This window comes from Shinella zoogloeoides, from assembly GCF_030733845.1.
Lineage (GTDB): Bacteria > Pseudomonadota > Alphaproteobacteria > Rhizobiales > Rhizobiaceae > Shinella > Shinella zoogloeoides_C.
The window spans coordinates 1,890,640-1,917,006 of sequence record NZ_CP132311.1; the positions used below are offsets into that span (position 1 = coordinate 1,890,640).

General features: G+C 63.8%; 21 protein-coding genes. 7 read left to right on the forward strand and 14 right to left on the reverse strand.

Annotated features, from left to right (window positions below; all coding sequences use genetic code 11):
* The first annotated feature begins 99 nt into the window (after positions 1-99).
* The gene (gene uvrB / locus Q9316_RS10485; RefSeq protein ID WP_306035102.1) at positions 100-3,135 is read left to right on the forward strand and encodes an excinuclease ABC subunit UvrB; all 3,036 of its coding nucleotides are present in this window, start codon (positions 100-102) and stop codon (positions 3,133-3,135) included.
* 134 nt (positions 3,136-3,269) lie between these two features.
* Positions 3,270-4,823: a P-loop ATPase, Sll1717 family gene (locus Q9316_RS10490; RefSeq protein ID WP_306035103.1), complete on the forward strand. Its 1,554-nt coding sequence runs from the start codon at positions 3,270-3,272 to the stop codon at positions 4,821-4,823.
* Positions 4,824-5,012: 189 nt separating this feature from the next.
* Here Q9316_RS10490 and Q9316_RS10495 read toward each other — a convergent pair whose 3' ends face one another.
* Together Q9316_RS10495 and dusA are read right to left on the reverse strand one after the other, a co-directional pair.
* The gene (locus Q9316_RS10495) at positions 5,013-5,645 is read right to left on the reverse strand and encodes a J domain-containing protein (RefSeq protein WP_306035104.1); all 633 of its coding nucleotides are present in this window, start codon (positions 5,643-5,645) and stop codon (positions 5,013-5,015) included.
* Between the two features lie 180 nt (positions 5,646-5,825).
* Positions 5,826-6,899: a tRNA dihydrouridine(20/20a) synthase DusA gene (dusA, locus tag Q9316_RS10500; protein WP_306035105.1), complete on the reverse strand. Its 1,074-nt coding sequence runs from the start codon at positions 6,897-6,899 to the stop codon at positions 5,826-5,828.
* A gap of 111 nt (positions 6,900-7,010) precedes the next feature.
* Between dusA and Q9316_RS10505 the strand changes: the two genes are divergently transcribed.
* The gene (locus Q9316_RS10505) at positions 7,011-7,541 is read left to right on the forward strand and encodes a gamma carbonic anhydrase family protein (protein ID WP_306035106.1); all 531 of its coding nucleotides are present in this window, start codon (positions 7,011-7,013) and stop codon (positions 7,539-7,541) included.
* Positions 7,542-7,544: 3 nt separating this feature from the next.
* On the opposite strand, the gene Q9316_RS10510 is transcribed toward Q9316_RS10505, so the two are convergent.
* The 3 genes from Q9316_RS10510 to Q9316_RS10520 are packed head-to-tail and all read right to left on the reverse strand — an operon-like array spanning position 7,545 to position 9,683.
* Positions 7,545-7,940, reverse strand: a complete 396-nt coding sequence (locus Q9316_RS10510) for a Fur family transcriptional regulator (protein ID WP_306035107.1) — start codon at positions 7,938-7,940, stop codon at positions 7,545-7,547.
* Complete coding sequence (gene znuB / locus Q9316_RS10515) at positions 7,937-8,755, reverse strand: zinc ABC transporter permease subunit ZnuB (RefSeq protein WP_306035108.1); 819 nt, start codon at positions 8,753-8,755, stop codon at positions 7,937-7,939. The genes Q9316_RS10510 and znuB overlap by 4 nt, the downstream gene beginning before the upstream one ends.
* Positions 8,748-9,683 (reverse strand): ATP-binding cassette domain-containing protein, encoded by a 936-nt coding sequence (locus Q9316_RS10520; protein ID WP_306035109.1) that lies wholly within the window; start codon positions 9,681-9,683, stop codon positions 8,748-8,750. The genes znuB and Q9316_RS10520 overlap by 8 nt, the downstream gene beginning before the upstream one ends.
* Before the next feature lie 101 nt (positions 9,684-9,784).
* Between Q9316_RS10520 and znuA the strand changes: the two genes are divergently transcribed.
* Both znuA and zigA read left to right on the forward strand, forming a co-directional pair.
* Complete coding sequence (gene znuA / locus Q9316_RS10525; RefSeq protein WP_306035110.1) at positions 9,785-10,822, forward strand: zinc ABC transporter substrate-binding protein ZnuA; 1,038 nt, start codon at positions 9,785-9,787, stop codon at positions 10,820-10,822.
* Positions 10,823-10,914: 92 nt separating this feature from the next.
* Positions 10,915-12,120: a zinc metallochaperone GTPase ZigA gene (gene zigA / locus Q9316_RS10530; RefSeq protein WP_306035111.1), complete on the forward strand. Its 1,206-nt coding sequence runs from the start codon at positions 10,915-10,917 to the stop codon at positions 12,118-12,120.
* 4 nt (positions 12,121-12,124) lie between these two features.
* Here the strand turns inward: zigA and mgrA are convergent, their stop codons facing one another.
* The 8 genes from mgrA to Q9316_RS10570 form a co-directional block, all read right to left on the reverse strand.
* Positions 12,125-13,156, reverse strand: a complete 1,032-nt coding sequence (gene mgrA, locus Q9316_RS10535; protein WP_306035112.1) for an L-glyceraldehyde 3-phosphate reductase — start codon at positions 13,154-13,156, stop codon at positions 12,125-12,127.
* Between the two features lie 96 nt (positions 13,157-13,252).
* Complete coding sequence (locus Q9316_RS10540; protein ID WP_306035113.1) at positions 13,253-14,386, reverse strand: Gfo/Idh/MocA family protein; 1,134 nt, start codon at positions 14,384-14,386, stop codon at positions 13,253-13,255.
* An 11-nt stretch (positions 14,387-14,397) separates the two neighbouring features.
* Entirely contained in the window at positions 14,398-15,159 is a 762-nt protein-coding gene (locus Q9316_RS10545) for a sugar phosphate isomerase/epimerase family protein (protein WP_306035114.1), read from the reverse strand.
* 15 nt (positions 15,160-15,174) lie between these two features.
* Entirely contained in the window at positions 15,175-17,634 is a 2,460-nt protein-coding gene (locus tag Q9316_RS10550) for a beta-mannosidase (protein ID WP_306035115.1), read from the reverse strand.
* A 153-nt stretch (positions 17,635-17,787) separates the two neighbouring features.
* Positions 17,788-18,876, reverse strand: coding sequence for an ABC transporter ATP-binding protein (locus Q9316_RS10555; RefSeq protein ID WP_306035116.1), 1,089 nt, complete (start codon positions 18,874-18,876; stop codon positions 17,788-17,790).
* Between the two features lie 3 nt (positions 18,877-18,879).
* Positions 18,880-19,788, reverse strand: coding sequence for a carbohydrate ABC transporter permease (locus Q9316_RS10560; RefSeq protein WP_306035117.1), 909 nt, complete (start codon positions 19,786-19,788; stop codon positions 18,880-18,882).
* A complete protein-coding gene (locus Q9316_RS10565) occupies positions 19,781-20,683 on the reverse strand; it encodes a carbohydrate ABC transporter permease (RefSeq protein ID WP_306035118.1) in 903 nt (300 codons plus the stop codon). Before Q9316_RS10565 ends, Q9316_RS10560 begins: the two co-directional genes overlap by 8 nt.
* Before the next feature lie 76 nt (positions 20,684-20,759).
* On the reverse strand, positions 20,760-21,995 hold the full coding sequence (locus tag Q9316_RS10570) for an ABC transporter substrate-binding protein (RefSeq protein WP_306035119.1): 1,236 nt from the start codon (positions 21,993-21,995) through the stop codon (positions 20,760-20,762).
* A 385-nt stretch (positions 21,996-22,380) separates the two neighbouring features.
* On the opposite strand from Q9316_RS10570, the gene Q9316_RS10575 reads away from it, so the two are divergent.
* Both Q9316_RS10575 and Q9316_RS10580 read left to right on the forward strand, forming a co-directional pair.
* Positions 22,381-23,424: a LacI family transcriptional regulator gene (locus Q9316_RS10575; protein ID WP_306035120.1), complete on the forward strand. Its 1,044-nt coding sequence runs from the start codon at positions 22,381-22,383 to the stop codon at positions 23,422-23,424.
* Between the two features lie 131 nt (positions 23,425-23,555).
* On the forward strand, positions 23,556-24,809 hold the full coding sequence (locus tag Q9316_RS10580; RefSeq protein ID WP_306035121.1) for an MFS transporter: 1,254 nt from the start codon (positions 23,556-23,558) through the stop codon (positions 24,807-24,809).
* Positions 24,810-24,885: 76 nt separating this feature from the next.
* On the opposite strand, the gene gndA is transcribed toward Q9316_RS10580, so the two are convergent.
* The gene (gene gndA / locus Q9316_RS10585) at positions 24,886-26,316 is read right to left on the reverse strand and encodes an NADP-dependent phosphogluconate dehydrogenase (RefSeq protein WP_306035122.1); all 1,431 of its coding nucleotides are present in this window, start codon (positions 26,314-26,316) and stop codon (positions 24,886-24,888) included.
* Positions 26,317-26,367 lie beyond the last annotated feature (51 nt).

The following is a 26,367-nucleotide window of genomic DNA, read 5'->3' on the forward strand; positions in this document are numbered from 1 at the left end:
CGTGCTGGCAGGATAACGGCCGGGGACGGCGGCAAATTCGTTTCCCTTTTGTACTCATCACCCCTTTTCTTTCCGGGTGACTCTCTCCATATTCCCCGCATGGCCAGATCACCGAAAAAACCCTCGCCCTCGAACCCCGGTTTCGAGGAAGCCCCGCAATCGCCCTTCACCGGGACGCCCTTCGAGTGGAACGAGAAGGATAAGCGAGTCCCGGCGGAAAAGAGCGAGCCGCTCTCCGGCAGCGTCTCCGACTGGGTGAAGCAGCTCGAGGCCGAGGCGGAGGCAGCGGGCGTCGAAAGCCGCCGCGAGGTCGCCTCCAAGGCGGGCAAGCACCGCAAGTCGGTGGAGAACGCCGCGCGCCGCCACACGGAGCAGGTGACCGTCTCCAAAACCTCCCGCGGCGTTTCCATCGGCGGCTCGTCCGATCCGAAGACCCGCGCCGCCGCCGGCCTCAACCCGGTCTCCGGCATGGACACCTCGCTGGAGGACGCCGTCTCGCTCGGCGCCGGCACGGCGGTCACCGCGACGGTGGAAGCGCTCTCGGCGCTCATCGAGTCCGGCAATCCGCTGTTCAAGGACGGCAAGCTGTGGACGCCGCACCGCCCCGCCCGGCCGGAAAAGTCGGAGGGCGGCATCCCCATCCGCATGATCAGCGAGTACCAGCCCGCCGGCGACCAGCCCACCGCCATCAAGGACCTCGTCGACGGCCTCTCCTCCGGCGAGCGCAGCCAGGTCCTGCTCGGCGTCACCGGCTCGGGCAAGACCTTCACCATGGCCAAGGTGATCGAGGAGACGCAGCGCCCCGCCGTCATCCTCGCGCCGAACAAGACGCTGGCCGCGCAGCTCTATTCGGAATTCAAGAACTTCTTCCCGGAGAACGCGGTCGAATATTTCGTCTCCTACTACGATTATTACCAGCCGGAAGCCTATGTGCCGCGCTCCGATACGTTCATCGAGAAGGAGAGCTCGATCAACGAGCAGATCGATCGCATGCGCCACTCCGCGACGCGCTCGCTGCTGGAGCGCGACGACTGCATCATCGTCGCCTCGGTGTCCTGCATCTACGGTATCGGCTCGGTCGAGACCTATACGGCGATGACCTTCCAGATGGAGGTCGGCGAACGGCTTGACCAGCGCCAGCTTCTCGCCGACCTCGTCGCCCAGCAGTACAAGCGCCGCGAGATGGATTTCCAGCGCGGCAGTTTTCGCGTGCGCGGCGACACCATTGAGATCTTCCCGGCCCACCTTGAGGATGCCGCCTGGCGCATAAGCATGTTCGGCGACGAGATCGACGCGATCACCGAGTTCGACCCGCTGACCGGCCAGAAGACCGGCGACCTGAAGTCGGTCAAGATCTACGCCAACAGCCACTACGTCACCCCGCGCCCGACGCTGAACGGTGCCATCAAGGCCATCCGCGAGGAACTGAAGCTGCGCCTCGCGGAGCTGGAGAAGGCCGGCCGCCTGCTGGAGGCGCAGCGCCTGGAGCAGCGCACGCGCTACGACCTGGAAATGCTGGAAGCCACCGGCTCCTGTGCCGGCATCGAGAACTATTCGCGCTACCTGACCGGCCGCCGCCCCGGCGAGCCGCCGCCGACCCTCTTCGAATATGTGCCGGACAATGCGCTGATCTTCATCGACGAAAGCCATGTCACGGTGCCGCAGATCGGCGCCATGTACCGCGGCGACTTCCGCCGCAAGGCGACGCTGGCCGAATACGGCTTCCGCCTGCCCTCCTGCATGGACAACCGCCCCTTGCGCTTCGAGGAATGGGACGCCATGCGCCCGGACACGATCGCCGTCTCGGCGACGCCCGGCGGCTGGGAGCTGGAGCAGTCCGGCGGCGTCTTCGCCGAGCAGGTCATCCGCCCGACCGGCCTGATCGACCCGCCCGTCGAGGTGCGCCCGGCCAAGAGCCAGGTGGACGACGTGCTGGGCGAGATCCGCGAGACCGCGGCCGCCGGCTATCGCACGCTCGTCACCGTGCTGACCAAGCGCATGGCGGAAGACCTCACCGAATACCTGCACGAACAGGGGGTTCGCGTGCGGTACATGCACTCGGACATCGACACGCTGGAGCGCATCGAGATCATCCGCGATCTTCGCCTCGGCGCCTTCGACGTGCTGGTCGGCATCAACCTGCTGCGCGAGGGCCTCGACATTCCCGAATGCGGCTTCGTCGCCATCCTCGACGCCGACAAGGAAGGCTTTTTGCGCTCGGAGACGTCGCTGGTGCAGACCATCGGCCGCGCGGCGCGCAACGTCGACGGCAAGGTCATCCTCTATGCCGACCAGATCACCGGCTCCATGCAGCGCGCGATGGACGAGACGACACGCCGCCGCGAGAAGCAGGTGGCCTACAACGAGGCGAACGGCATCACCCCGGAATCGGTGAAGGCAAAAATCTCCGACATCCTCGACAGCGTCTACGAGCGCGACCACGTCCGCGCCGACATTTCCGGCGTTTCGGGCAAGGGTTTCGCGGATGGCGGCAACCTCGTCGGCAACAACCTGCAGGCCCATCTCAACGCGCTGGAAAAAGCCATGCGCGACGCCGCCGCCGACCTCGACTTCGAAAAGGCCGCCCGCATCCGCGACGAGATCAAGCGCCTCAAGGCCGCCGAACTCGCCGTCATGGACGACCCGATGGCGCGGGAGGAGGCGAGATCACAGGAAGGTGGCAAAAGCGGAAAGTCCGGCGCCTCCGGCACCCCGTCAGGAAAGTCGCGCCCGACTTCTCCTCCGTCATCCTCGGGCTTGACCCGAGGATCCACAGCGGCAAACGCCGACGCCCCTTCAAAATCCCTCTTCCAGAAACCCGAACTGGACGAGATGGGCCGCGACGTCGCGACCCCGGCCGGAAAATCCCTCTTCCGCAAGAACACCCTCGACGAAATGACCGTCGGCCGCACCGAAAAACCCGTCACCGGAGACCTCCCCCAACGCCCCGACGAAACCCTCTCCACCAAGAAACGCCCCGCCCCCCTGCTGGAAGGCCAGCCGGAGCACGCGGCCGGCCCGGACGATGCCAAGCCTGTCCGTCGGGGGAAGATCGGCGTGGGGAGCTATGAGGACCCTGCGGAGACGAAGCGCAAGGGGCGGACGAAGGGGAAGACGGGGCGGCCGGGGCGGTGATCGTTGCTTGGCCGCGGTGTGAAATAATTCACATCATAAATCTCTCTACTCGTAAAAGGTGTTGCCAGGAGAGTTCTGTCTTCCTATCATAAAGAGAAACATTGAATTATGCGCAATTTAAAATAGAGAAACGAATGAAGCCCCTTCTTGATTGGATAGATTTTGGCAAGATCTCTGCTGAACGCGATGATTTGCTTAGTGAGTATTTTTATGACGCAGGAGTACTAAGCAGTGTGATAAAATCAAATACAAGTTTCTTAATCCTCGGCAGAAAGGGGGCCGGGAAAACAGCCGTTTTTCGCTATTTTTCTGAAAATACAAGTAGATTTATTTCAGATAATAACTCCCTTGCTATTTCCCTTTCCCTACAGGATTATAGCTGGTCGGCTCATGAAGCCTTAGCGAATCCGACAAAAGCCACCTCATTAGCATTCCTACAATCTTGGAAATTTGTAATATATGTCCAAGCTATAACTGCCATTAAGAAGAAATACGAGCAGAATAAAGAAAGACCCCCAAAATCAATTACTTCGTGCGCGCGCTTAGTCGAAAAAATATATCAGAATCCGTACCCAACCATCGGCCAAGTTATTGGAAATAAAATACTTTCTTTGTCGAAACTGAGACTACCCGGTGGAGGGGTAAATCTTGAGGATGGCGACTTAGATGAAATCTCTATCGAAGCCGGTGAATTAGAGTTTTCCGACTTGTCGGGCGACAACAGCCTAATTGCAAATTTATCCAGAAATATTGAAACAATTACATTGATTTTTGAAAGCAGCATTAAAAATACCCCAAATCTACCAACTGTTTTTGTCTGCTTTGATCGAGTAGATGAAGCATGGGACGAAGAATCAATAGATTCATCCAAACGACTAATTGCAGGACTTGTTTCTGCGTCAGAGAGCATTACATCACGCTTAGGCGGAAAAATAAGACCAATCGTTTTCTTGCGAGAGGATATATTTGAGGAACTCTCTCTTAACGATAAGAATAAGCTGAAAGCAGACTGCGGTCGCCTTCTAGCCTGGCAAAGAGACTCTCTGTTCCGCGTCATACTAGAGAGGGTCCAATACTTCGCGAAGAGTAATGGTATTGTACCAGCAGTATCCGACATAGATTCCTTGTTTGACAAGGACAAAATGCGACAAGGAATGGCACCGTCTGATTATATTCTAAGAAGAACCATGATGAGACCAAGAGATCTCATTCGCATACTCCAGACGGTTACAGAGGATATGGCAGGCAGAAGAGATGATCCGTTTGGCGGAGATCCAGTTAGCACAGAAAAGCTTGAGTGCTCTTCAATATATAATGCTGAAGCAACCTATTCGGAGTGGCTCCGTGGTGAGATTGTCGATGAATGGCGTGCACAGAGACCGGATATAACCAATTATTTGAATGCTATTCAGAACGTTGGGTCGACTATTGTTACTAGGGAAAGCCTAACCAACTCATTGAGCAATCTCGGTATTAAGCTAACCGAGGCTCAAGTAACTGAGGTCATAAGGTTCTTGTTTGAGAACTCCCTTATCGGATTAAAGGTAGGTAAATCACAGCAATGGCGTTTCAAGTGTTTTCAACCGATGCAGGGCTTTATCGAAGCAGATGAATATAAGGTACACGATGGACTTGTCCGCGCCTTGAATTTGCGAGAGCCGCGTAACGCTAATCAGGACCCTTCGTAAGAAGGATTCCTGTAAGCTGACCAGCGTGTTGTGGGCATTATCGGACAAACGGCCCGCCGGATATGTCTGAACGGCATATGCTTCTTTCGAGCGCAGAGTTGCACTCCTTCTCTGGGCGAGCCGCGAGTACGAGTCGCCGCCGACGCATAAGAGTTTATGCCCCTAGAGACACGATACTTGGCAGCACTCCTACTCCGCCGCCTCGCCCTTCACGTCCAGGCTGGCGGGTTCCAGGGCGGCGGCCAGTTCGTAGGAATAGCCTTCCAGCATGGCATAGGCCTGCTCGATGGCCTGGATCTGCCCTTCCGCGTTGCGGATCGCCTCGGCGATCGATTGCGAGCGGGCGCGCAGCATGGAGCCGAGGAAGTCCGTGCCGGTCTTGCGGCCGAGCCGGTCGATATGCTGGCGCACGCGGTTGCGGTGGCGTTCCAGCTCGAGGATGTGGAAGCGGCTCTTGACGATGTCGTCGGAGAGCTTGCGGCGCATCGCCGCGAGCGGGTCGAAGCTGCCGGGCTCGCGTTCGTCGAGGATGACGTCGTTGACCAGCGGTTCCAAGAGGATCAGGCCCTTGAGGTCGCGCGGGTCGGCAAGCTGCGGGTCGAAGCCGGTGTCGTCGAAGACTTTCCGGCGCACGGGATCGCGCAGGAGGTCGTAGCAGGCCTGCAGGCGCGCGAACTGCTCCGCATCGCCGCCCGAATCGGGATGCATGCCCTTGGCGGCCTTGCGGTAGGCGGTCTTCACCGCATTGTCGTCGGCATCGCGCTCTATTCCGAGCATGGCATAGGGATCGATCACGCGGCCACCTGTAGCGTTTTCCTGCATTGCGTCGTCTGTTCTAGAGCATTTCCGCTTTTCTCCGAATCGCGAAAACACGCCATCTGTTTCTTTCCACGCAATTCCCGATGCAGAACCGCTGCGCACGCTTGCTGGAATTGCCCTGGCAAACTCTCCGACCCCGAGGGGACGAAATTGTGGTGGCGGCGCGGCGATGCACAGAAAGCGCTATTCCGCCGCCGCCTGCAGGCGGGCGGACAGCACCGCCGCGAAGGCTGCCGCGATGACCTCCGGCCCCGCCCCCGGCTTCGTCGCATCCGTCGACAGGATCTGCCGGTAGCGCCGCACGCCCGGAAAACCCTGGAACAGCCCGACCATATGCCGCGTCACATGCGCCACCCGTCCGCCGCGCGCGATCACCTCGGCCGCATAGGCCATCATGGCGTCCCGCACCGCCTCCCAGTAGTCGACCGGGAGCTCCTGCGGATGGGAGAGAACGCCAGCCGGACGGCCTTGCGCCGAAAGCGGATGCGCGAAGAGGGCATCCACGCCCGTCAGCACGCCGCTGTCCTGATAGGCGGCCCGCCCGAGCATGACGCCATCCAGCCCCTCCATCTCACTGACCGCCTGGTTCAACGTGTGAAGCCCGCCGTTGAGGCCGATGAAAAGATTTGGATTTTCCGCCTTCAGCCGGCGCACGAGGCCATAGTCGAGCGGCGGGATATCGCGGTTCTCCTTCGGCGACAGGCCCTGCAGCCAGGCCTTGCGCGCATGCACCCAGACGGCATCCGTGCCGGCGGCCGCAACCCGCGAGACGAGGTCGCGCAGCGCCACTTCGGGATCCTGGTCGTCGACGCCGATGCGGCACTTGACGGTGACGGGGATGGACACCGCCGCCTTCATCGCCGCCACGCAGTCCGCGACGAGGTCGGGCTCGCGCATCAGGCAGGCGCCGAACGTGCCGGACTGCACCCGGTCCGAGGGGCAGCCGACATTGAGGTTGATCTCGGCATAGCCGAACCCCTCGCCGATCCGCGCCGCCTCCGCCAGCTTTTCCGGGCTGTTGCCGCCGAGCTGGAGCGCCACGGGCTGCTCCACGGCGTCGAAGCCGAGCAGCCGGTCGCGGTTGCCGCGCAGGATCGCGTCGGCGACGATCATCTCGGTATAGAGCAGCGCGTTCTTCGTGAGCTGCCGCGCGAACACGCGGTACGCCCGGTCGCTCCAGTCGATCATCGGTGCGGTGGCGAAGATCCTCGCCCCCGTCTCCACGGCCCGCTGGTAGAATGTGCCTGCTTTCGTCATGGCCGGGCTCATACTCCAAACGCGGCGGAAAAACCACCCTCGGCTCTTTCCCCGCCGCCGCATGCCGGTGCTAAAGTGCTTCCCGAGGAATCAGAACCGCCGGAGGATACCATGCCGCTCTACGCCCTCGACGACCGGGTCCCGACGCTTCCGGCGGACGACCGCTACTGGGTGGCGCCGGATGCCAATGTCATCGGCAAGGTCATCCTCGGCGAGGATGTCGGCATCTGGTTCGGCGCGACGCTGCGCGGCGACAACGAGCCGATCATCGTCGGCGCCCGTTCCAACATCCAGGAAGGCGTTGTCGTGCACACGGATCCCGGCAAGCCGGTCATCATCGGCGAAGGCTGCACGATCGGCCACGGCGCGATCATCCATGGCTGCACGATCGGCAACAATTCGCTCGTCGGCATGGGCGCGACGGTGCTGAACGGCGCCGTCATCGGCAACAACTGCCTGATCGGCGCCAATGCGCTGGTCACGGAAGGCAAGGTCTATCCGGACAATTCGCTGATCGTCGGCTCGCCGGCAAAGGCCGTGCGCACGCTGGATGCCGAGGCCGTCGAGGGGCTGAAGCGTTCCGCCGAAAGCTATGTGCGCAACTGGCAGCGCTTCCGCAGGGGCCTCAGGCCGATCGCCTGAGCGTCAGGCGCAGCCCGCGCAGGTGCCGCGGATCTCGATGGTCGTCTTGCCGGTCTTGAAGTTGCGGTCCTTCGCAAAGCCCTTCAGCCGGTCCTCGATCATGTGATCGTGAAATTCGACGACGTCGCCGCAGGTCTCGCAGATCATGAAGGCCGTCAGGCCATGCGCGTGGCAGCCCTCGTCCGGATGGGCGCAGGCGACGAAGGCGTTCATGCTTTCGAGGCGATGCACGAGGCCGAATTCCAGCAGCTTGTCCAGCGCCCGGTAGACCTGGAGCGGCGCACGGAACCCGCTGTCGCGCAGCTTGTCGAGGATCGAATAGGCGCTGAGCGGGCCATCGGAATGCGACAGCACGTCGAAAACCAGCCCCTGGTTGCGCGTCAATGGCTGCGTCGTCATGCGCGGCCTCCCTCATTTGCTACTCCGCCCGTCCTCGGCCTCGTCAGCAGGCTTAGAATGAACAGGCCAAGCGCTGCAACCACGATGGAGGGACCGGAGGGCGTGTCGAATTTCAAGGAACCGAAGAGCCCGCCGACGACGGCGAGCGCCCCGATGACGGAAGCGAGCACCGCCATGATCTCCGGGCTGGTGGAAAAGCGCCGCGCGGTCGCGGCGGGGATGATCAGCAGCGAGGTGATCAGCAGGATGCCGACGATCTTCATGGCGATGGCGATGACGAGCGCCATCAGCAGCATGAAGGCCAGCCGCGCCTTTTCCGGCTGCATGCCCTCGGCCTCGGCGAGCTCCGGGTTGACCGTCGAGGCGATCAGCGGCCGCCACATCCAGACGATGGCGAAGAGGACGAGAATGCCGCCGCCCCAGACGAGGTCCACGTCGGCGCGCGTCACCGCGAGGATATCGCCGAACAGGAAGCCGACGAGGTCGATGCGCACCCAGGTCATGAAGGACACCATGACGAGGCCGATGGCCAGCGTCGCGTGGGAGAGAATGCCGAGCAGCGCGTCGGTGGAAAGCGTGCCGCGCTTTTGCAGCAGCAGCAGCAGCAGCGACACCGTCGCCGCGACGATGAAGACGCTCAGCAACAGGTTGAAATCCAGGAGCAGCGACAGCGCGACGCCGAGCAGCGCCGAATGGGCCATCGTATCGCCGAAATACGCCATGCGCCGCCACACGACGAAACAGCCGAGCGGCCCGGCCGTGACGGCAAGCCCTACCCCGGCGACGAGCGCGCGCATGAAGAAGTCGTCAAGCATCGCGGCGCTCCTCGCTGCGGGCGCTGGGCGCCGGGCCATGGTCGTGGCCGCAGCCGCAGTTCGGCCCATGCGTGTGCACGATGCGCATCGGCCCCGCCCGTCCGCCGCTCGGCAGGATTTCCACGTGATGGCCGTCGTCCGGCCGGCAATCGTCGGTGATCGAGCCGTCGGCATGCTGCACGCGCCCATCAGGCAGGTGCGTGTGGTCGTGCTTGTGATTGTAGAAGGCCAGCGTTTGGCCGGCGCGCGCGCCAAAAAGCTTGAGATATTCCGGGCTCTGGCTGACGGTTTCCGGCGTGCCGCGGCAACAGACATGGCCGTTGAGGCAGATGACGGTGTCCGTTTCGGCCATCACGACATGCAGGTCGTGCGAGATCAGCAGAATGCCGCAGCCGGTTGTGTTGCGGATCGTCTTGATGAGGTCGTAAAGCGCGATCTCGCCGGAAAAGTCGACGCCCTGCACCGGCTCGTCGAGCACGAGAAGATCGGGCTTGCGGGCGATGGCGCGGGCGAGCAGCGCCCGCTGGAACTCGCCGCCCGAAAGGTGCTGCACTTCCGCGCGGGCGAGATGCCGGATGCCGGTCGCCTCCAGCGCCGCGTCGATCTCGGCGCCCTTCAGCGAGGAGGTGAGCATCATCAGCCGGTCGACGGTGAGCGGCATGGTCCAGTCGACGGCGAGCTTCTGCGGCACGTAGCCGACTTTCAGGCCCGCCTTGCGCTCCACCCTGCCCTCGTCCGCCCTGAGCACGCCGATCGCCGTCTTGGCGGTCGTCGACTTGCCCGAGCCGTTGGGGCCGATCAGCGTGACGATCTCGCCCGGCGCGATGGAGAACTCCACGCCGCGCACGAGCCAGCGGCCCTGGCGGCGCACGCCGACACCCGAAAGCGAGACGAGCGGATGGTCGGTCCTGATATTGGTTTGCAGCATCGATTTTTTCCGAAGGCCTGTTGTCACCTGCTATGGCACACGTTATAGCATAACACAATTGATGTAATAACATTACATTCACTTTCAAGCCGGAGATCCCCATGCAGAATGCCGTTCGCGCCCTCCTCCTTTCCACCGCGCTTCTTGCCGCCGGCACCGTCGCCGCGCGGGCCGAAGCGCCGAGCGTGGTCGTCTCGATCAAGCCGATCCACTCGCTCGTTTCCGCGATCATGCAGGGCGTCGGCGAGCCGGGCCTAATCGTCGAGGGCGCCGCCTCGCCGCATACCTATTCGCTGAAACCCTCCAACGCGGCGGCGCTGCAGGATGCGGACGTCGTCTTCTGGGTCGGCCACGGCCTGGAAGCCTTCCTCGAAAAGCCTCTGGAGGCGCTGGGCGGCAAGGCGACCGTCGTCGAGCTGGAGGATGCGCCCGGCCTCGAAAAACTGCCGTTCCGCGAAGGCGGTCCCTTCGAGGCGCATGACCACGGAGAAGAGGAAGGGCACGACCACGCGCATGAGGGCCATTCGCACGACGAGGCCGGCCACGATCATGCCAAGGAGGCGGAGGAAGGCCATGCCCATGGCGAGGAAGCCGGCCATGAGGGGCACGAACATGGCGAATTCGACATGCATCTGTGGCTGAGCCCGGACAATGCCCGCGCCATCGCCGCGGAGACCGCAAAGGTGCTCGCCGAGAAGGACCCGGCCAATGCCGAGGCCTACAACAGAAACCTCGCGGCGCTGAACGACAAGATCGCCGCACTCGACAAGGAGATCGGCGAGACCGTCGCGCCGGTGAAGGACAAGCCCTTCATCGTCTTCCACGACGCCTACCAGTATTTCGAGCATCACTACGGCGTTCACACCGCCGGCTCCATCACCGTCAGCCCGGAAACGCTGCCCGGCGCCGAGCGCCTGACGCAGATCCGCGACAAGGTGAAGACGCTGGGCGCGACCTGCGTCTTCGCCGAGCCGCAGTTCGAGCCCAAACTGGTGAACGTGGTGATCGAAGGCACGCAGGCCAAATCCGGCACGCTCGACCCGGAAGCCGCGACCCTGGAGCCCGGCCCGGACCTCTATTTCACGCTGATGAAGGGCATCGCGACGTCGCTGCGTGATTGCCTTGGTCAGGGTAGCTGAACGACGGCGAGGCCGAACCAGCGAAGAGGCGGGGTCACCCCGCCTTTTTCAGCCAATCGAATGTAATAGTATAACATTAATAGGCAAAACCCATGGACAACCGCCTCCCCGTCACCGTGCTGTCCGGCTTCCTCGGCGCCGGCAAGACAACGCTTCTCAACCACGCGCTGAACAACCGCAACGGCCTGCGCGTCGCCGTCATCGTCAACGACATGAGCGAGGTCAACATCGACGCCGCCCTCATTCGCGAGGGCGGGGCTGACCTGTCGCGCACGGGCGAGCAGCTCATCGAGATGACCAATGGCTGCATCTGTTGCACGCTGCGCGACGATCTTCTCAACGAGGTGCGCCGCCTCGCGCAGATGAACCGCTTCGACTACCTGCTGATCGAATCGAGCGGCATTTCCGAGCCGCTGCCCGTCGCCACGACCTTCGATTTCCGCGACGAGAGCGGCTGGAGCCTGTCGGATGTCGCCCGCCTCGACACGATGGTGACGGTGGTCGACGCCGCCAATCTCCTCAAAGACTACGGCTCGCAGGATTTCCTGGCCCAGCGCGGCGAGACGGCCGGCGAAGGCGACACGCGCACGCTGGTGGAGCTGCTGGTCGAGCAGATCGAGTTCGCCGACGTGATCGTGCTCAACAAGGCGGGCGCCGCAAGTCCCGGGGACCTCCTCGCCGCCCGCCAGATCGTCGGTGGGCTGAATGCGTCGGCCCGCGTCATCGAGACGGATTTCGGCCGCGTCGAGCTTGCCGACATCCTCGGCACCGGCCGTTTCGACTTCGACAGGGCGAGCGAGCATCCGCTCTGGTTCAAGGAACTGCACGGCTTCAGGGACCACGTGCCGGAAACCGAGGAATACGGCATCCGCTCCTTCGTCTACCGCGCGAGAAGACCGTTCCACCCCGCCCGCTTCAAGGCCTTCCTCGACGAGAGCTGGCCGGGCGTCATACGGGCCAAGGGCTTCTTCTGGCTCGCCACCCGGCCGCACCATGTCGGCGAGATGAGCCAGGCGGGCGCGCTGGTCAGAAGCGGCCGGCTCGGTCTCTGGTGGGCCTCCGTGCCCCGCCAGCACTGGCCGCAGGATGAGGCGGCGCGCGACGCCATCGCCCGCCTGTCCGATCCCGTCTGGGGCGACCGGCGGCAGGAGCTCGTCTTCATTGGCGCGGACCCGATGGATGAAGACGATATCCGGCGCCGGCTCGACGCCTGCCTTGTCGATGCGCAGACGTTCGAGCCGGCACGCTGGGCGAGCCTGCCGGACCCATTTCCTGTCTGGGTCCGGCAGGCAGGCTGAAATGCTAGTCGAGTTCGGCGGAGCTGGTCCAGAGATTGATGTCGGCCTCCTTGGCATAGACATCGATCTCGGCCAGCTCCTCCACCGTGAAGTCCGGCTTCTCCAGCGCCTTCACGCAATCGACGATCTGCGCGGAGCGGCTGGCGCCGATCAGCGCCGAGGTGATGCGCCCGCCGCGCAGCACCCAGGCGAGCGCCATCTGCGCCAGCGTCTGGCCGCGCCGCTCGGCGATCGCGTTCAGCTTGCGGATGTTGTCGATGATCTCGGGGCGTATGAAGTCCTTCTTGAGAAAGTGGTTCAGCGCCGCGCGGCTATCGCCCGGAATGCCGCCGAGATATTTGGTCGTCAGCATGCCCTGCGCCAGCGGCGAGAAGACGATGGAGCCGATGCCGAGGTCTTCGAGCGTATCGACGAGGCCGTCCTCCTCGATCCAGCGGTTGAGCATGGAATAGCTCGGCTGGTGGATGAGGCAGGGCGTGCCGAGCTCCTTGAGGATCGCCGCGGCCTCGCGGGTGCGCTGCGAATTGTAGGAGGAGATGCCGACATAGAGCGCACGGCCGGAGCGCACGATATGGTCGAGCGCGCCGCAGGTCTCCTCCAGCGGCGTCTCTGGATCGAAGCGGTGGGAATAGAAGATGTCGACATAGTCGAGGCCCATGCGCTTCAGGCTCTGGTCGCAGGAGGCGATGAGATACTTGCGGCTGCCCCATTCGCCGTATGGACCCGGCCACATGTCGTAGCCCGCCTTGGAGGAGATGATCAGCTCGTCACGCAAGTGCTTGAAGTCAGTGCGCAGGATCTCGCCGAAGGCGGTTTCCGCGGTGCCCGCCGGCGGGCCGTAATTGTTGGCAAGGTCGAAATGGGTGATGCCGAGGTCGAAGGCCGTGCGGCACATGTCGACCTTGCGGTCATGCGGCGTGTCGTCGCCGAAATTGTGCCAGAGCCCGAGCGAGATCGCCGGCAGCTTCAGGCCGGAGCGTCCCACGCGGTTGTAGGTCATCGTGTCGTAACGGCTATCCGCCGGCTGCCAGGCCATGGTCGCGTTCCTTTGTCTGAATCGGGAGGTGTTTCGTACCGCCGCCGGATGCTGGCCGGCAAGGGAATTCAGTCTCTTGCCGGTCGTTGCGCACGCTTATCGCAGCAGCGCCCGCGCCTCCTCGATGCCCAGCGCCTTCGGCTGGGTGCAGGTGGTGACGATGTCGATCGCCCTGCCCTCCTCGGCCGAGTGCAGGATCGCCGTCAGCACGTCGATCGTGTGCAGCGAGCGGTCGAGCGAGCAACGATGGTCGCGGCCGGTCGTCACCGCCTCCATCATGTCGGTAAGGCCGATACCGCGGTAGTTGGCCTGCTTGCCCCAGTCGAACTGGTAGTTCTGCGCCGTCAGCGGATGATCCCACATCTCCACTTCCTTCGGCTCCTTGTCCTCGCCGGCGACCTCCACCGTGCCGCCGAAGAAGTTCGGGTCCGGCACGAAGACGGCGCCGTCGGTGCCGTAGAGTTCCATGTTCTGGTGGCGGTGCGCAAAGACGTCCCAGCTCGCCATCAGCGCCACCTGCGCGCCGCTGACGAATTCGAGGATGGCATGGATGTTGGTGGCGACGGCGACCGGCACCGTCTCGCCGAGACGCGGGCCGTTGGCGATCACCCGCTCCTCCCGCGCCCGGTTGGCGAGCGCCACGACGCGCTTCACCGGACCGACGAGATTGACGAGGTTGTTGACGTAATACGGCCCCATGTCGAGGATCGGCCCGCCGCCCGGCGCGAAGAAGAAGTCCGGGTTCGGGTGCCAGCTCTCCATGCCCGGCCCCAGCACATGCGCCGTGCCCGACATGATCTTGCCCAGCCGGCCGCTGTCAATGAGATGGCGGACAAATTGGTGCGCGCCGCCGAGATAGGTATCGGGCGCCGAGCCCACCTTCAGGCCCTTGGCATCCGCGATGCGGCGCAGGTCCTCGCCCTGTTCGAGCGAGAGCACGAAGGGCTTTTCCGAATAGACGTGCTTTCCGGCCTCCAGCGCCTGCCTGGACACCGGGTAATGCGCCTCCGGAATGGTGAGGTTCACGACGACGTCCACCGCAGGATTGGCGAGCAGCGCCCCGATCTCCTGCGCCGGCACGCCGAACTCCTCCGACCGCGCATTCGACGCGGCGGGGTTGATGTCGGCGCAGGCGACGAGCTTCAGGTTCCTGAAGGTCGGGATCAGCGTGAAATAGGCGCCCGAAATGTTGCCGCAGCCGATAATGCCGACTCCGTATTCCTTGCTCATGGGGTGCGTCCTCAAAATGCCTTGACGGTGGCGATCGAGCGGGTGGCAAGCCGGGTGATGTCCTTCGGATTGTCGTGCTCGACGATGAAATGCCGGACGGGCGATCCGGCGAGCGCCTTGGCGAGATCTGTCCAGGGAACCGTGCCGTGGCCGACATCCGCCCAGCCGTCCTCGTCGGCATTCTCGCCCGTCGGCGCGATGTCCTTGACGTGCACGGCGGTGATGCGGTCGCCGTATTTCTGGATCCAGGCGAAGGGATCGGCCCCGCCGCGGATGATCCAGGCGATATCGGCCTCCCAGGCAAGGTCCGGGCCGCCGGCGAAGAGATGGTCCTGCGGCACCGTGCCGTCGGGCAGCGTGAAGAACTCGAAATCGTGGTTATGCCAGCCGAAGGTGAGGCCCGCCGCGCGGATCGGCTCGCCGGCCTTCTGCAGGCGCTCGCCGAGGGCGTGCCAGCCGGCGGCGTCCATGGGACGGTCCTCCGGCAGGAGATAGGGGCAATAGACCGCCTCGATGCCGAGCGTTCGGCAGATCTCCAGCACGCGGTCGGGCTCGGCTTCCAGCATGTCGAGGCCGAAATGAGCGGTCGGCATGGTGAGGCCGTTGCCGTCGAGGTCGGCCTTCACCTGCTGGATGGCCGCATCGTCGAGCGAGCCGTAGAGCGCGCTGTAGCCCTCGACCTCCCTGTAGCCGGCATCGGCGAGGATGCGGAACACTTCGGCGAAGGGCTGGAAGTTGCGGGCGCTGTAGAGCTGGAAGCTGACGTTCTGCATGGATGTCTCCTCGTGCTATCGGGTCGCCGCCTGGCAGGAATGAAGGTCGAGCCAGCGGAATTCGGGAACCGCGTCGGGCGCGGCCGGGGTGAAGACGACGGTCCGGCGCTCGCCGGCCGTCAGGTCGAAGGCATTGTCGGACCAGCGGCCCGCGACATCCGCTTCGAGCATGACATGCAGGGCAAGGCCGTTGGCGGCGGCCGTGACGGCGACGGTGCCATCGTCGCGCGGCGCGGCCTCCAGCGTCACGCCTGAGGGTTCGAGGTCGAGCGCCTTGTAGTTGACCGCGACGTGATGCCCCTCGCCCCGCATGCCGTTGGAGGCCTCGAAGGACCAGAAGAGCAGAATGTCCTCGGGCAGGTCGGCGGAAAAGACGGAGAACAGCATCTCCGCCTTGTCCGGCCCGCACATGCCCTCCGCGCTGCGGTACGGCCGGCGCTCGCCAGAGAGCGAGACGAGCCAGGTATCGAGCGTCACCGTAACGGCTTCCGCCGTGTCGTTGACGACGGAAAAACCGATGGTCTCGCCGTCCTTCGAGGGGATGGCGGCGACGGCGACGGGCTGGAAGAAGCGGCGCACCATGTAATGCATGGCCTTCCAGCTGCCGCCGTAATCGAGGCTCGACCAGGAGGCGACGGGCCAAGTGTCGTTGAGCTGCCAGTAGAGCGTGCCCATGCAATGGGGCTTCAGCGAACGCCAGTATTCGACGGCCGTGCGGATGGCGAGGCCCTGCTGGATCTGGCTCAAGTAGACGAAGCTCGCAAAATCCTTCGGGAAGCGGAAATAGCGGAACATGGTGCCGGCAATGCGCTCGTTGCCGCCTGCATTCTTCTGGTGGCTCTCCATGACAGGAGAGGCGATGTTCATGTCCTTGCGCGCGGCGAAGGTCTCCATGACGGGCATGGACGTGTAGGACTGGAAACCGAATTCCGAGCAGAAGCGCGGGCGCACGCTGCGGTAGTCGTCGAAGGACTTGTTCTCGTGCCAGACGGACCAGTAGTGCATGTCGCCGGACCCGTCGGCATGCCAGGCATCGCCGAAATCGAGATAGCCGGAGGCCGGGCTGGACGGCCACCAGATGGCGCCGGGCGCGGCCTTCCGCATCGCCACCTCGATGGTGCGGTTGAGGCGGTCGTACGAGACGAGGTAGCGGTCGCGGTTCGCGCGGCTTTCGTCGAACCAGGTCAGCGCGCCGACCAGCTCGTTGTCGCCGCACCAGAGCACGATGGAGGGATGGGAGGCGAGACGCTTGACCTGGTATTCCACCTCGGCGGCGACATTGTCGAGGAAATCGACGGTCGAGGGGTACAGGTTGCAGGCGAACATGAAGTCCTGCCAGACCATCAGGCCGAGCTCGTCGCAGAGATCGTAGAACCAGTCCGGCTCATAGAAGCCGCCGCCCCACACGCGGATCATGTTCATGTTGGCGTCGGCGGCCGATTGCAAGAGGTCGCGCACGCCGGCGGGGTTGATGCGCGAGGGCAGCGCGTCGGCGGGAATCCAGTTGGCGCCGCGGCAGAAGATTTCCCGGCCGTTGACCTTCAGCGCGAACCGGCTGCCCGCTTCGTCCTTGTCGGTGACGAGCTCGACCTGCCGGAGGCCGATGCGGCGCACCACCGTCTCCGTGGGCGTTTCGACACGCACGGCGTAGATCGCCTGCTCGCCATGGCCCGCCGGCCACCAGAGCGCGGGCCTTTCGATACGGAACATGTGCGTGAGCTGGGTTTCGCCGGCCTGAACGCCGATATCGAGCCGCACCCGTTCCTCGCCCAGCGCGAAATGCACCGGCAGGATGCCCGGCTGCCCGGCATGGAGGGTGGCGGTGATGTAGAGATCGACCGCGCCGTCGGCATGGTGGAACTGCCGGGTCGTGACATGCTCGATGCGGGCGACCTCCAGCTTGCGCAGGACGATCTCGCCGTAGATGCCGAGCGGCGCGATGGCGATGTTCCAGTCCCAGCCGAAATGGCACTGCGGCTTCCTCAGCATGTTGCCGTTCGGGATGGGCGAATTGCCGGTGGACCAGGGGATGAAGAAGGGTTGCTCGGCCTGCCGTGCGGCGCCGGCCGCGACGCTGGAATGGATCAGCACCTTCAGCGTGTTCTCGCCCGCCTTCAGCGCATCGGTGACATCGGGCCGGTAGCGGCGGAAGCAATTGTCGGTGTCCTCGACCAGCACGCCGTTCACATAGACGGAGGCGACCGTGTCGATGCTTCCGATATCGAGATACCAGCCGCCTTCCAGCATCTCAGGCGTGACATCGAAGGTGCGCTCGATCGCCCAGTCCTTCCGGGCAACCCATTGCACGTCACGCTCGTTGCGGCCGGCATAGGGATCGGCAATGAGGCCGGCGGCAAGCAAGGCGCTGTGCACGTCGCCCGGCACGCGCATCGGCGCGGTGTGGGCGGCGTCGGTGCTGGCGAGAGTCCAGGTGCCGGAAAGGTCGATGGCGGTGGTGGCGGATGTCTGGGTCATGGCAGTGTCTCTGAACTTGTGTGGGGGCGATTGCCCCTCACCCTAGCCCTCTCCCCGCAAGCGGGGAGAGGGAATGGCAACGTCTCGGCAGATTTCCTTCTCCCCGCCTGCGGGGAGAAGGTGGCCGGCAGGCCGGATGAGGGGCCGGACCCTCTAGATCCGCTCCTCCGTGCCCGCATCGAACAGCGAGGCCAGTCCCATGTCGAAGGCGAGCTTCACCGCCGTGCTGGGGGCAAAGCGCCGCGCGCCGCCGACGCGGACGGACATGGTGTGGCCGGCATGGTTCAGCCAGAGCAGGTTGTCCGCGCCCATCGGCTCCTCGATATCGACCGTCGCCTGATGGGTCTCGGCCGCAAAAGCCTCCTCGTTGACCTTCACATGTTCCGGCCGCACCCCGAGCACGACCTTGCGGCCCGGCCGGAGCGTTTCGCCGGCCGCATAGCCATCGAGCGAAAAATCCACGCCGTTCGTCGTGAAGACCGGCTTGCCGCCCCGCTCCGCGATCTCGCCGCGCAAAAAATTCATCGAAGGCGAACCGATGAAGCCGGCGACGAAGAGGTTGCGCGGCGCGTTGTAGATCGTGTTCGGATCGGCAAGCTGCTGGATGACGCCGCTCTTCATGATGGCGATGCGGTCGGCCAGCGTCAGCGCCTCGATCTGGTCATGGGTGACGTAAATCATCGTGTTCTTCAGCGACTGGTGCAGCCGCTTGATCTCCACGCGCAATTCCGAGCGCAGCTTGGCATCGAGGTTCGACAGCGGCTCGTCGAAGAGGAAGACGTCGACGTCGCGCACCAGCGCCCGGCCGATCGCCACGCGCTGGCGTTGGCCGCCGGAGAGTTCGGCGGGCTTGCGCTTCAGGAGCGGGCCGATCTGCAGGATCTCGGCCGCGCGCGCGATGCGCTTCTCGATCTCCGGCTTCGCCATGCCGGCGACCTTGAGGCCGAAGGAGAGGTTCTTCTCCACCGTCATCTGCGGATAGAGCGCATAGGACTGGAACACCATGCCGATGCCGCGGTCCTTCGGCTCCTCCCAGGTGACGTTCCTGTCCTTGATGAATATCTGCCCGCCGGTCGGCTCCAAAAGGCCGGCGATGCAGTTGAGCAGGGTCGACTTGCCGCAGCCGGACGAGCCGAGCAGCACGAGGAATTCGCCGTCGCCGATATCGAGATTGAGGTTTTCCAGCACGGTGACCGCGCCGAAGCTCAAGGAGAGATCCCTGATGGATACGGAATTCTGCATGGCTTATCCCTTGACTGCGCCGGCGGCGATGCCGCGGACGAAGAGGCGTCCCGACACGAAATAGACGATGAGCGGGACCGCGCCGGTGAGCAAAGTCGCGGCCATGTTGACGTTGTACTCCTTCACCCCCTGGACGGAGTTGACGATGTTGTTGAGCTGCACGGTCATCGGGTAATATTCCGGCCGCGTGAACACGACGCCGAAGAGGAAGTCGTTCCAGATGCCGGTGGTCTGAAGGATCATCGCCACGACGAAGATCGGCAGCGACATGGGCAGCATGATCCGGAAATAGATCTGCCAGAACCCCGCCCCGTCGATGCGCGCCGCCTTGAACAACTCCTCCGGCAGCGACGAGAAGTAGTTGCGGAAGAGCAGCGTCAGGATCGGCATGCCGAAGATGGTGTGCACGATGACAAGGCCGGTGAGCGTGCCGTAGATGCCCATTTCCCGGAGCACGATGACGATCGGATAGAGCATCACCTGATAGGGAATGAAGGCGCCGACGATGAGGATGGTGAAGAACACATCCGCGCCCTTGAACTTCCAGTTGGCGAGCGCATAGCCGTTCACCGAGGCGACGAGGATGGAAATCAGCGTCGAGGGGATGGTGATGCGCACGGAATTCCAGAAACCGCGCGAAAGGCCGTCGCAGTTGAGGCCGGTGCAGGCGCTCGCCCACGCCTTGGCCCAGGGCTCGAAGGTGATCTCCAGCGGCGGCGAGAAGATGTTGCCGAGGCGGATTTCCGGCATGCCCTTCATCGACGTGACGACCATCACGTAGAGCGGCAGCAGGTAATAGAGCGCCGCCACCAGCAGCGTGCCGTAGAGCATGATGTTGCGGCCGGAAAGCGTGCGGCGGGGTTTTGCACCCCAGGGCTCGGCGCCGGGCTTGAGGGAAACGGTGTCAGCCACGCTTGCGTCCTCCGAATTCGAGATAGGCCCAGGGGACGATGATGATGGCGACCGTGACGAGCATCATGGTGGAGGCGGCAAAGCCCTGACCGAGGTTCTGCGCCTGGAACATGTAGTCGTAGACGTATTTCGCCGGCACTTCGGAGGCGATGCCCGGCCCGCCGCTCGTCTGCGCCACCACGAGGTCGTAGACCTTGACGATGCCGCTCGCGATGATGACCAGCGTGGTGATGAAGACAGGCCGCATCATCGGGATGACGATGAAGAGATAGGTCTTCCACATCGGGATGCCGTCGACGCGCGCCGCCTTCCAGATGTCTTCGTCGATGCCGCGAAGGCCGGCAAGCAGCAGGCACATGACGAGGCCCGTCCCCTGCCAGAGGCCGGCGATCAGCACACCGTAGATGACGATCTGCGAATTATAGAGCGGATCGAAGGTGAAGCTCGCCCAGCCGAGCGCGCGCACGACGGACTGCACGCCGAATTCGGGGTTCAGTATCCATTGCCAGACAAGGCCGGTGACAATGAAGGACAGCGCGAAGGGATAGAGAAAGATCGTGCGAAAGGTGTTCTCGAAGCGGATCTTCTGGTCCATCAAAGCAGCCAGCAGGAAGCCGATGACGAGGCTGAAGACGAGCGTGAAGAGGCCGTAGATCGCCAGATTCTGGATCGACACGATCCAGCGCGGCGCATCCCACAGGCGCTCGTACTGGTCGAAGCCGACGAATTTCGCCCGCGGCAGCAGCTTCGAGTTGGTGAACGAATAGACCACCGTCCAGACCGTGCCGCCGAGAAAGATGACGACGGCGGTGAGCATCATGGGAATGGAGGCAATCTTGGAACTGAGATTGCGCAGCAGCCTGCTGGGGCGACCGGTGTGTACCTGGCCCGTCATGAGTCACTCCTCCTTGGTCCTGACCAGGGGTGAACGGCCGGCGGCAGCGCCGCCGGCCGGCATCACGCGCGCCTGATCACTCCGCCGAAGCGATGATGTCGGCAAAACGCTTCTGCGCGTCTTCCGGGGTCATGGACGGATTGGCGAAGAATTCGGAGAACAGGTCCTCCTTCTGCTTCTGGCTGTCGGCCGAAAGCAGCTGGTCGGTCCAGTCGATCACATTGCCATTGGCGAGGATGTCGAGCCCCTTCTTCATGCAATCGTTGGCGGCGCCGAGATCGACGTCGCCGCGCACCGGCAACGAGCCCTTCTTGAGGTTGAAGGCGACCTGCGCGCCGGGGCTGACCAGCGTGGAGGCGAGCACTTCCTGCGCCTTCGACTTCTCCTCGTCCTGAAGGACCGGGAAATAGAAGGCGTCGCCCCCGGTAGCGATGACGTCGGTCATGCCGAGGCCCGGCAGGCAGGTGTAATCCTTGCCGGCGACCTTGCCGGCGAGCGCGAACTCGCCCTGCGCCCAGTCGCCCATGATCTGGCCGCCGGCCTTGCCGGTGATGACCATGTTGGTGGCCTGGTTCCAGTCCTGAACGTTGGTGCCCTTCGACATGCGGCGGGCGTCGTCGGCCGCCTTGAAGACCTTGGCGATCTCGGGACCGGCGGCGAGTTCCGCGTCCTTGTCCTTGAACACCTTGTAGAACGTATCCTTGCCGCCGATGGCGAGCAGCAGCACGTCGAACGCACCGGCCGCCTGCCACGCCTGCCCGCCGACCGCCAGCGGTACGATGCCGGCCTTTTCGAGCGCCGGCGCAGCCGCGACGAACTCGTCCCAGGTCTTCGGCACCGCGACGCCAGCCTTCTCGAAGGCGCCATTGGACAGCCAGAGCCACTGCCAGGAATGGATATTGACCGGCGCGCAATAGATCTTGCCGTCGATGGTGCAGCTGTCGAGCAGGCTCGCCGGCTTGATGATCTCCTTCCAGTTCTCCCTGGTCGCGACATCCGTCAGGTCGCGCATAAGGCCGGCCTCGACCAGTTCCTCGGCCTGACGGCCGTGGTTGAACTGCGTGGCGGCCATCGGGTCGCCGCCGGTGATGCGGCTGACCATGATCGGCCGCGCCGTGCCGCCAGCGCCGGCGATGGCGCCGTCGATCCACTTGTTGCCCGTCGCATCGAATGCCTTCGCCAGTTCGGCGACCGCCGCTGCCTCCCCGCCGGACGTCCACCAATGGGTCACTTCCAGATCGGTCGCATTGGCTGCGGCGAACGGCAGGACCACGGTCGCTGCCAGAACAGCAGCCGAAACACGAATCTTCATGAGTCTCCTCCCTCACTGAAACGTTGCAGTAAAAATGTAGACCAACAGATTTCATCGCGCAACATCCCTTCGTCGGATTTTCTCGCGGCAGGACCGGGCAACGACAGGTAAAGCGCCACGGTAAGCCTCCGTTCGAATTAAATATAATTAATCAATATGTTGCGTTTTCATGCCCGCGCATGAGGAGTTTCAGGCGGTTCTTTCGTTGAGCGAATAAATTATAGTTTCGCAGCGACTAGGCGGCCATGGCGCTAATGCGGGCGAAAATTTCATCTCGACAAGCAAACTGTATCGTTACAGATTAAGGTCGATCCGGCGCGGGAGTGGCGGCGTGGCTCAAAAAATGTATAACCGGCTGCTAATACGGAAGGACGGGCAGGCAGGCATGGACAGGAAGATGAGCGAGGGCCAGGCCGGCGCGCCGCCGCCCTCCGGCGAGCGGCCGACGTTGAAGACGATCGCCTTCATGACCGGCCTCGGCATCACCACGGTCTCGCGGGCGCTGAAGGATGCGCCCGATATCGGCAGCGAGACGAAGGAGCGCGTGCGCCTCGTCGCCCGCCAGATCGGCTACCAGCCGAACCGCGCCGGCGTGCGCCTGAGAACCGGCAAGACGAACGTCATCAGCCTCATCCTCAGCCTGGAAGAGGAGATTATGGGCCTGACGAGCCCGATGGTCGTCGGCATTTCGGAAGTGCTCGCCGCCACGCAATACCATCTCGTGGTGACGCCCTACCGCACGCAGGGCAACGCCCTCGATCCGGTGCGCTACGTGCTGGAGACGGGCGCGGCCGACGGCGTGATCATCTCGCGCACCGAGCCGAAGGATGCGCGCGTCGCGCTGATGATCGAGCGCAACTTCCCCTTCGTCACGCACGGCCGCACGGAGATGGGCCTTGCCCATCCCTATCACGACTTCGACAATGAACGTTTCGCCTATGAGGCGGTGCGCAAGCTTGTCGAGATGGGCCGCAAGCGGCTGGTGCTGCTCCAGCCGCCGCCCTACCTCACCTTCTACCTGCACATGCGCGCCGGCTTCGAGCGGGGCATCCGCGATTTCGGCGCGACGGCCCTGCCCTTCGGCACGGTCGACCTCGACAGCGGCCTCGTCGAGATCCGCAAGGCGGCCGAGGCGATGTTCGACACGCCCGATGCGCCCGACGGCATCGTCTCTGGCAGCGGTTCGGGCGCGGTAGCGCTGATCGCCGCGCTGGAAGCCAAGGGCCGCAGGCTCGGGCGCGATATCGACATGGTCTCCAAGGAACCGCACATGTTCCTGCAATGGCTGCGACCCGAGGTCGTGACCATGCGCGAGGACATCCGCCTCGCCGGCCGAGAACTGGCTAAAGCGGTGCTCGCCCGCATCGAGGGCCGCCCGCCCGAAGAGTTGCAGACGCTGAGCTATCCGATCCCGACGGACGAGGCCTGACGCCTCCCCGCCCTTTCCCATCTCATTGCTGCGTAGCTATTTGTGGCTGTTGCAGACGGCCTCTTTTTACGGCATCGCAAGGCCGTCGCCTGAATCGAAAACGGGCGAGAGAGGCGAACGAGAGGCGGGGCATGAGCGACGAAAGACAAAGACTGAACTATGTGCTCTTCCTCGTCGCCGGGGCAGGCCTCGTGAATGTCGCAAGGGCGATGACGCTCTCGTTCCTTGCCATCAAGCTGCAGCAATCCTTCGGTCTCGGGCCTGCCATGATCGGCATGCTGCTCGGCATCGGTCCGCTTGTCGGGGCGATCGCTGCCCCGTTCGCCGGCTCGCTGTCGGACAAGGTGGGGCGCAAGACCGTGCTGACGCTGACGCTTCTCTCCATGGCGCTCGCCATGGTCGGGATGGGCGTCGCCGAGACGGTTCTCGCCTTCTGCCTCGCCCAGATCGTCGCGGCCGTCACCATCGCCATCAACGAGCCGATTTCCCGCGCCCTGATGAGCGACGTATGCCCGGAACCGCTGCGCCTCAAATATTTCTCCTGGCGCTACACCGCGATCAATTTCGGCTTTGCCGTCGGCCCGCTGATCGGGATCGCGGCAGGCGCCGCCTCCACGACGCTTTTCATCATCGCCGGCATCGTCTATGCGCTGTTCGCGCTTGCCCTGCACCTGCTGAAGGTTCCTCTTCATCGCAGCGCGGCCGAGCCGGCCTCCGCGCCCGGCCTGTCGGTGCTTGAGAGCATCAGGACTGCGATCCGCGACCCCCGTCTCGCCTTCTTCGTCGGCGGCGGCACCTTGCTGATTGCGGTATACGGCCAATGGTCGGCCACCCTCGCCCCCTACCTTTCCGGCAGCATCGCCGGCGGCGTGGAGATTTTCGCCTATATGGTCTCCATCAACGGCGCTGTCGTCCTGATCGGAAACCCGTTCGCCCGCCGTTTCATCGAGCGCGCGGGCGCGCTCAATGCGCTGGTGATCGGCTGCCTGCTGTTCCTTGCCGGCGAGCTCGGTTTCCTCGTTTCCAGCGGCTTGTGGGGCCTGGCGATCTCGATGGTCGTTTTCACCATTGGAGAAATCCTGGTCGTTCCCTCCGAATACATGCTGGTCGACGGCATCTCGAACGACCGCAACAGGGGCAGTTATTTCGGCGCCCATTCGTTCTCGACGGTCGGCAATTTCGTCGGCCCGACCCTGGGCGGCCTTATGCTGGGCGCTTTCGGCGGCCCCGGCATGTTCCTTCTTTTCGCCGGCTTCGCGGTGATCAGCGCGATCCTCTTTGCGGTGGGCACAAGAATGCCGCCGCCCAGGGCCTCGGTCGAGCTTGCACCGGCAGCAGCATCCGAAGGCGCGACCGGCCCTCACCTCCGGGGCCTCTACGCCTGATCCCGCGCAGACTTCCAATCAAGCAAAAGGCCCGGTCTTGCGACCGGGCCTTTTGACTTCAAACGTTCACCCAAACTTACCCATTCAGCCCCGAACCCCACGGGCCATGATGGCTGTCGGCGCCGTCCACGCGGTCGAAGCCGTGCGCGCCGAAGAAGTCGCGCTGGGCCTGGATGACGTTCGCCGTGCCGCGGCCGCGGCGGTAGCTGTCGAAATAGCCGAGCGCCGAGGCGAGCGCCGGGACCGGCAGGCCATGCAGCGCGGCGGCCGAGACGACGCGGCGCAGAGCCCCGTCGGTCTCCTTCACCATCGAGGCGAAGGCCGGAGTGACGATCAGGTTCGCGGCATCCGGCGCCTCGGTGAAGGCGCTGGTGATCTCGTCGAGGAACTGCGAGCGGATGATGCAGCCGGCGCGCCAGATTTTTGCGATGACGGGCATCGGCAGGTTCCAGCCATATTCCTTCGAAGCGGCCGACATCACCGCGAAACCCTGCGCATAGGCGCCGATCTTGCCGGCGAGCAGCGCGCTTTCGAGATCCTTGAGGAAGGCCGCCTTGTCCGGCACCTGCAGCGCCGGCACATCCGGCAGGCCGAGGATTTTTTCGGCCGCTTCACGCTCGGTCTTGAAGGAGGAGATCGACCGGGCGGCGACGGCGGCCTCGATGCCGGTCGCCGGCACGCCCATGTTCTGCGCCTCGATGGCGGACCACTTGCCGGTGCCCTTCTGGCCGGCCTTGTCGAGGATCATGTCGACGATCGGGCTGCCGCTGATCGGGTCCTTCGCGGCAAGCACCTTCTCGGTGATCTCGATGAGATAGGATTCAAGCCGCCCCTTGTTCCATTCGCCAAAGACGGCGCTGATCTCCGATGCGCTCATCTTCAGGCCGTCGCGCAGGATGCCGTAGATCTCGGCGATCATCTGCATGTCGGCATATTCGATGCCGTTGTGGATGGTCTTGACGAAGTGGCCGGCACCGTTCTCGCCGAGCCAGGCGACGCACGGCTCGTCCTTGTATTTGGCGGCGATCGAGGTCAGCACCTTCTCCACGCGCTTCCACGAATCCTCCGTGCCGCCGACCATGATGGAGGGGCCATGGCGCGCGCCCTCCTCGCCGCCGGAAACGCCCATGCCGATGAAGGTGAGGCCCGAATCCTTCAGCGCGTCGAAGCGGCGCATCGTGTCTCGGAAGTTCGCGTTGCCGGCGTCGATCATGATGTCGTTCTTTTCCAGATACGGACGCAGCAGCTCCATCTGCTGGTCCACCGCCGCGCCGGCCTGGATCATGATGATGATCGGCCGCGGCGGGCGGATGGCGGCGACGAAGTCCTCGATCGTGTCGCAGGGCACGATCTGGCCCTTCAGGTCGCCGGCCTCCTCATAGAATTCCTTCGTGCGCGCTACCGTCCGGTTGAACACTGCGATCCTGTTACCCTTCTCGGCAATGTTGAGCGCAAGGTTCGACCCCATCACGCCAAGACCGATCAGCCCGATTTCCGCCTGTGCCACGATAGTACCTCCGTAGGATGGCGCGGCGAGGGATTCTTGCCGGACCGTGCC

Excerpts from the sequence above, each read along its gene's own strand:
- uvrB (WP_306035102.1), top strand. The coding sequence starts at position 100 with ATGGCCAGATCACCGAAAAAACCCTCGCCCTCGAACCCCGGTTTCGAG.
- Q9316_RS10490 (WP_306035103.1), top strand. The coding sequence starts at position 3,270 with ATGAAGCCCCTTCTTGATTGGATAGATTTTGGCAAGATCTCTGCTGAA.
- Q9316_RS10495 (WP_306035104.1), bottom strand. The coding sequence starts at position 5,645 with ATGCAGGAAAACGCTACAGGTGGCCGCGTGATCGATCCCTATGCCATG.
- dusA (WP_306035105.1), bottom strand. The coding sequence starts at position 6,899 with ATGACGAAAGCAGGCACATTCTACCAGCGGGCCGTGGAGACGGGGGCG.
- Q9316_RS10505 (WP_306035106.1), top strand. The coding sequence starts at position 7,011 with ATGCCGCTCTACGCCCTCGACGACCGGGTCCCGACGCTTCCGGCGGAC.
- Q9316_RS10510 (WP_306035107.1), bottom strand. The coding sequence starts at position 7,940 with ATGACGACGCAGCCATTGACGCGCAACCAGGGGCTGGTTTTCGACGTG.
- znuB (WP_306035108.1), bottom strand. The coding sequence starts at position 8,755 with ATGCTTGACGACTTCTTCATGCGCGCGCTCGTCGCCGGGGTAGGGCTT.
- Q9316_RS10520 (WP_306035109.1), bottom strand. The coding sequence starts at position 9,683 with ATGCTGCAAACCAATATCAGGACCGACCATCCGCTCGTCTCGCTTTCG.
- znuA (WP_306035110.1), top strand. The coding sequence starts at position 9,785 with ATGCAGAATGCCGTTCGCGCCCTCCTCCTTTCCACCGCGCTTCTTGCC.
- zigA (WP_306035111.1), top strand. The coding sequence starts at position 10,915 with ATGGACAACCGCCTCCCCGTCACCGTGCTGTCCGGCTTCCTCGGCGCC.
- mgrA (WP_306035112.1), bottom strand. The coding sequence starts at position 13,156 with ATGGCCTGGCAGCCGGCGGATAGCCGTTACGACACGATGACCTACAAC.
- Q9316_RS10540 (WP_306035113.1), bottom strand. The coding sequence starts at position 14,386 with ATGAGCAAGGAATACGGAGTCGGCATTATCGGCTGCGGCAACATTTCG.
- Q9316_RS10545 (WP_306035114.1), bottom strand. The coding sequence starts at position 15,159 with ATGCAGAACGTCAGCTTCCAGCTCTACAGCGCCCGCAACTTCCAGCCC.
- Q9316_RS10550 (WP_306035115.1), bottom strand. The coding sequence starts at position 17,634 with ATGACCCAGACATCCGCCACCACCGCCATCGACCTTTCCGGCACCTGG.
- Q9316_RS10555 (WP_306035116.1), bottom strand. The coding sequence starts at position 18,876 with ATGCAGAATTCCGTATCCATCAGGGATCTCTCCTTGAGCTTCGGCGCG.
- Q9316_RS10565 (WP_306035118.1), bottom strand. The coding sequence starts at position 20,683 with ATGACGGGCCAGGTACACACCGGTCGCCCCAGCAGGCTGCTGCGCAAT.
- Q9316_RS10570 (WP_306035119.1), bottom strand. The coding sequence starts at position 21,995 with ATGAAGATTCGTGTTTCGGCTGCTGTTCTGGCAGCGACCGTGGTCCTG.
- Q9316_RS10575 (WP_306035120.1), top strand. The coding sequence starts at position 22,381 with ATGGACAGGAAGATGAGCGAGGGCCAGGCCGGCGCGCCGCCGCCCTCC.
- Q9316_RS10580 (WP_306035121.1), top strand. The coding sequence starts at position 23,556 with ATGAGCGACGAAAGACAAAGACTGAACTATGTGCTCTTCCTCGTCGCC.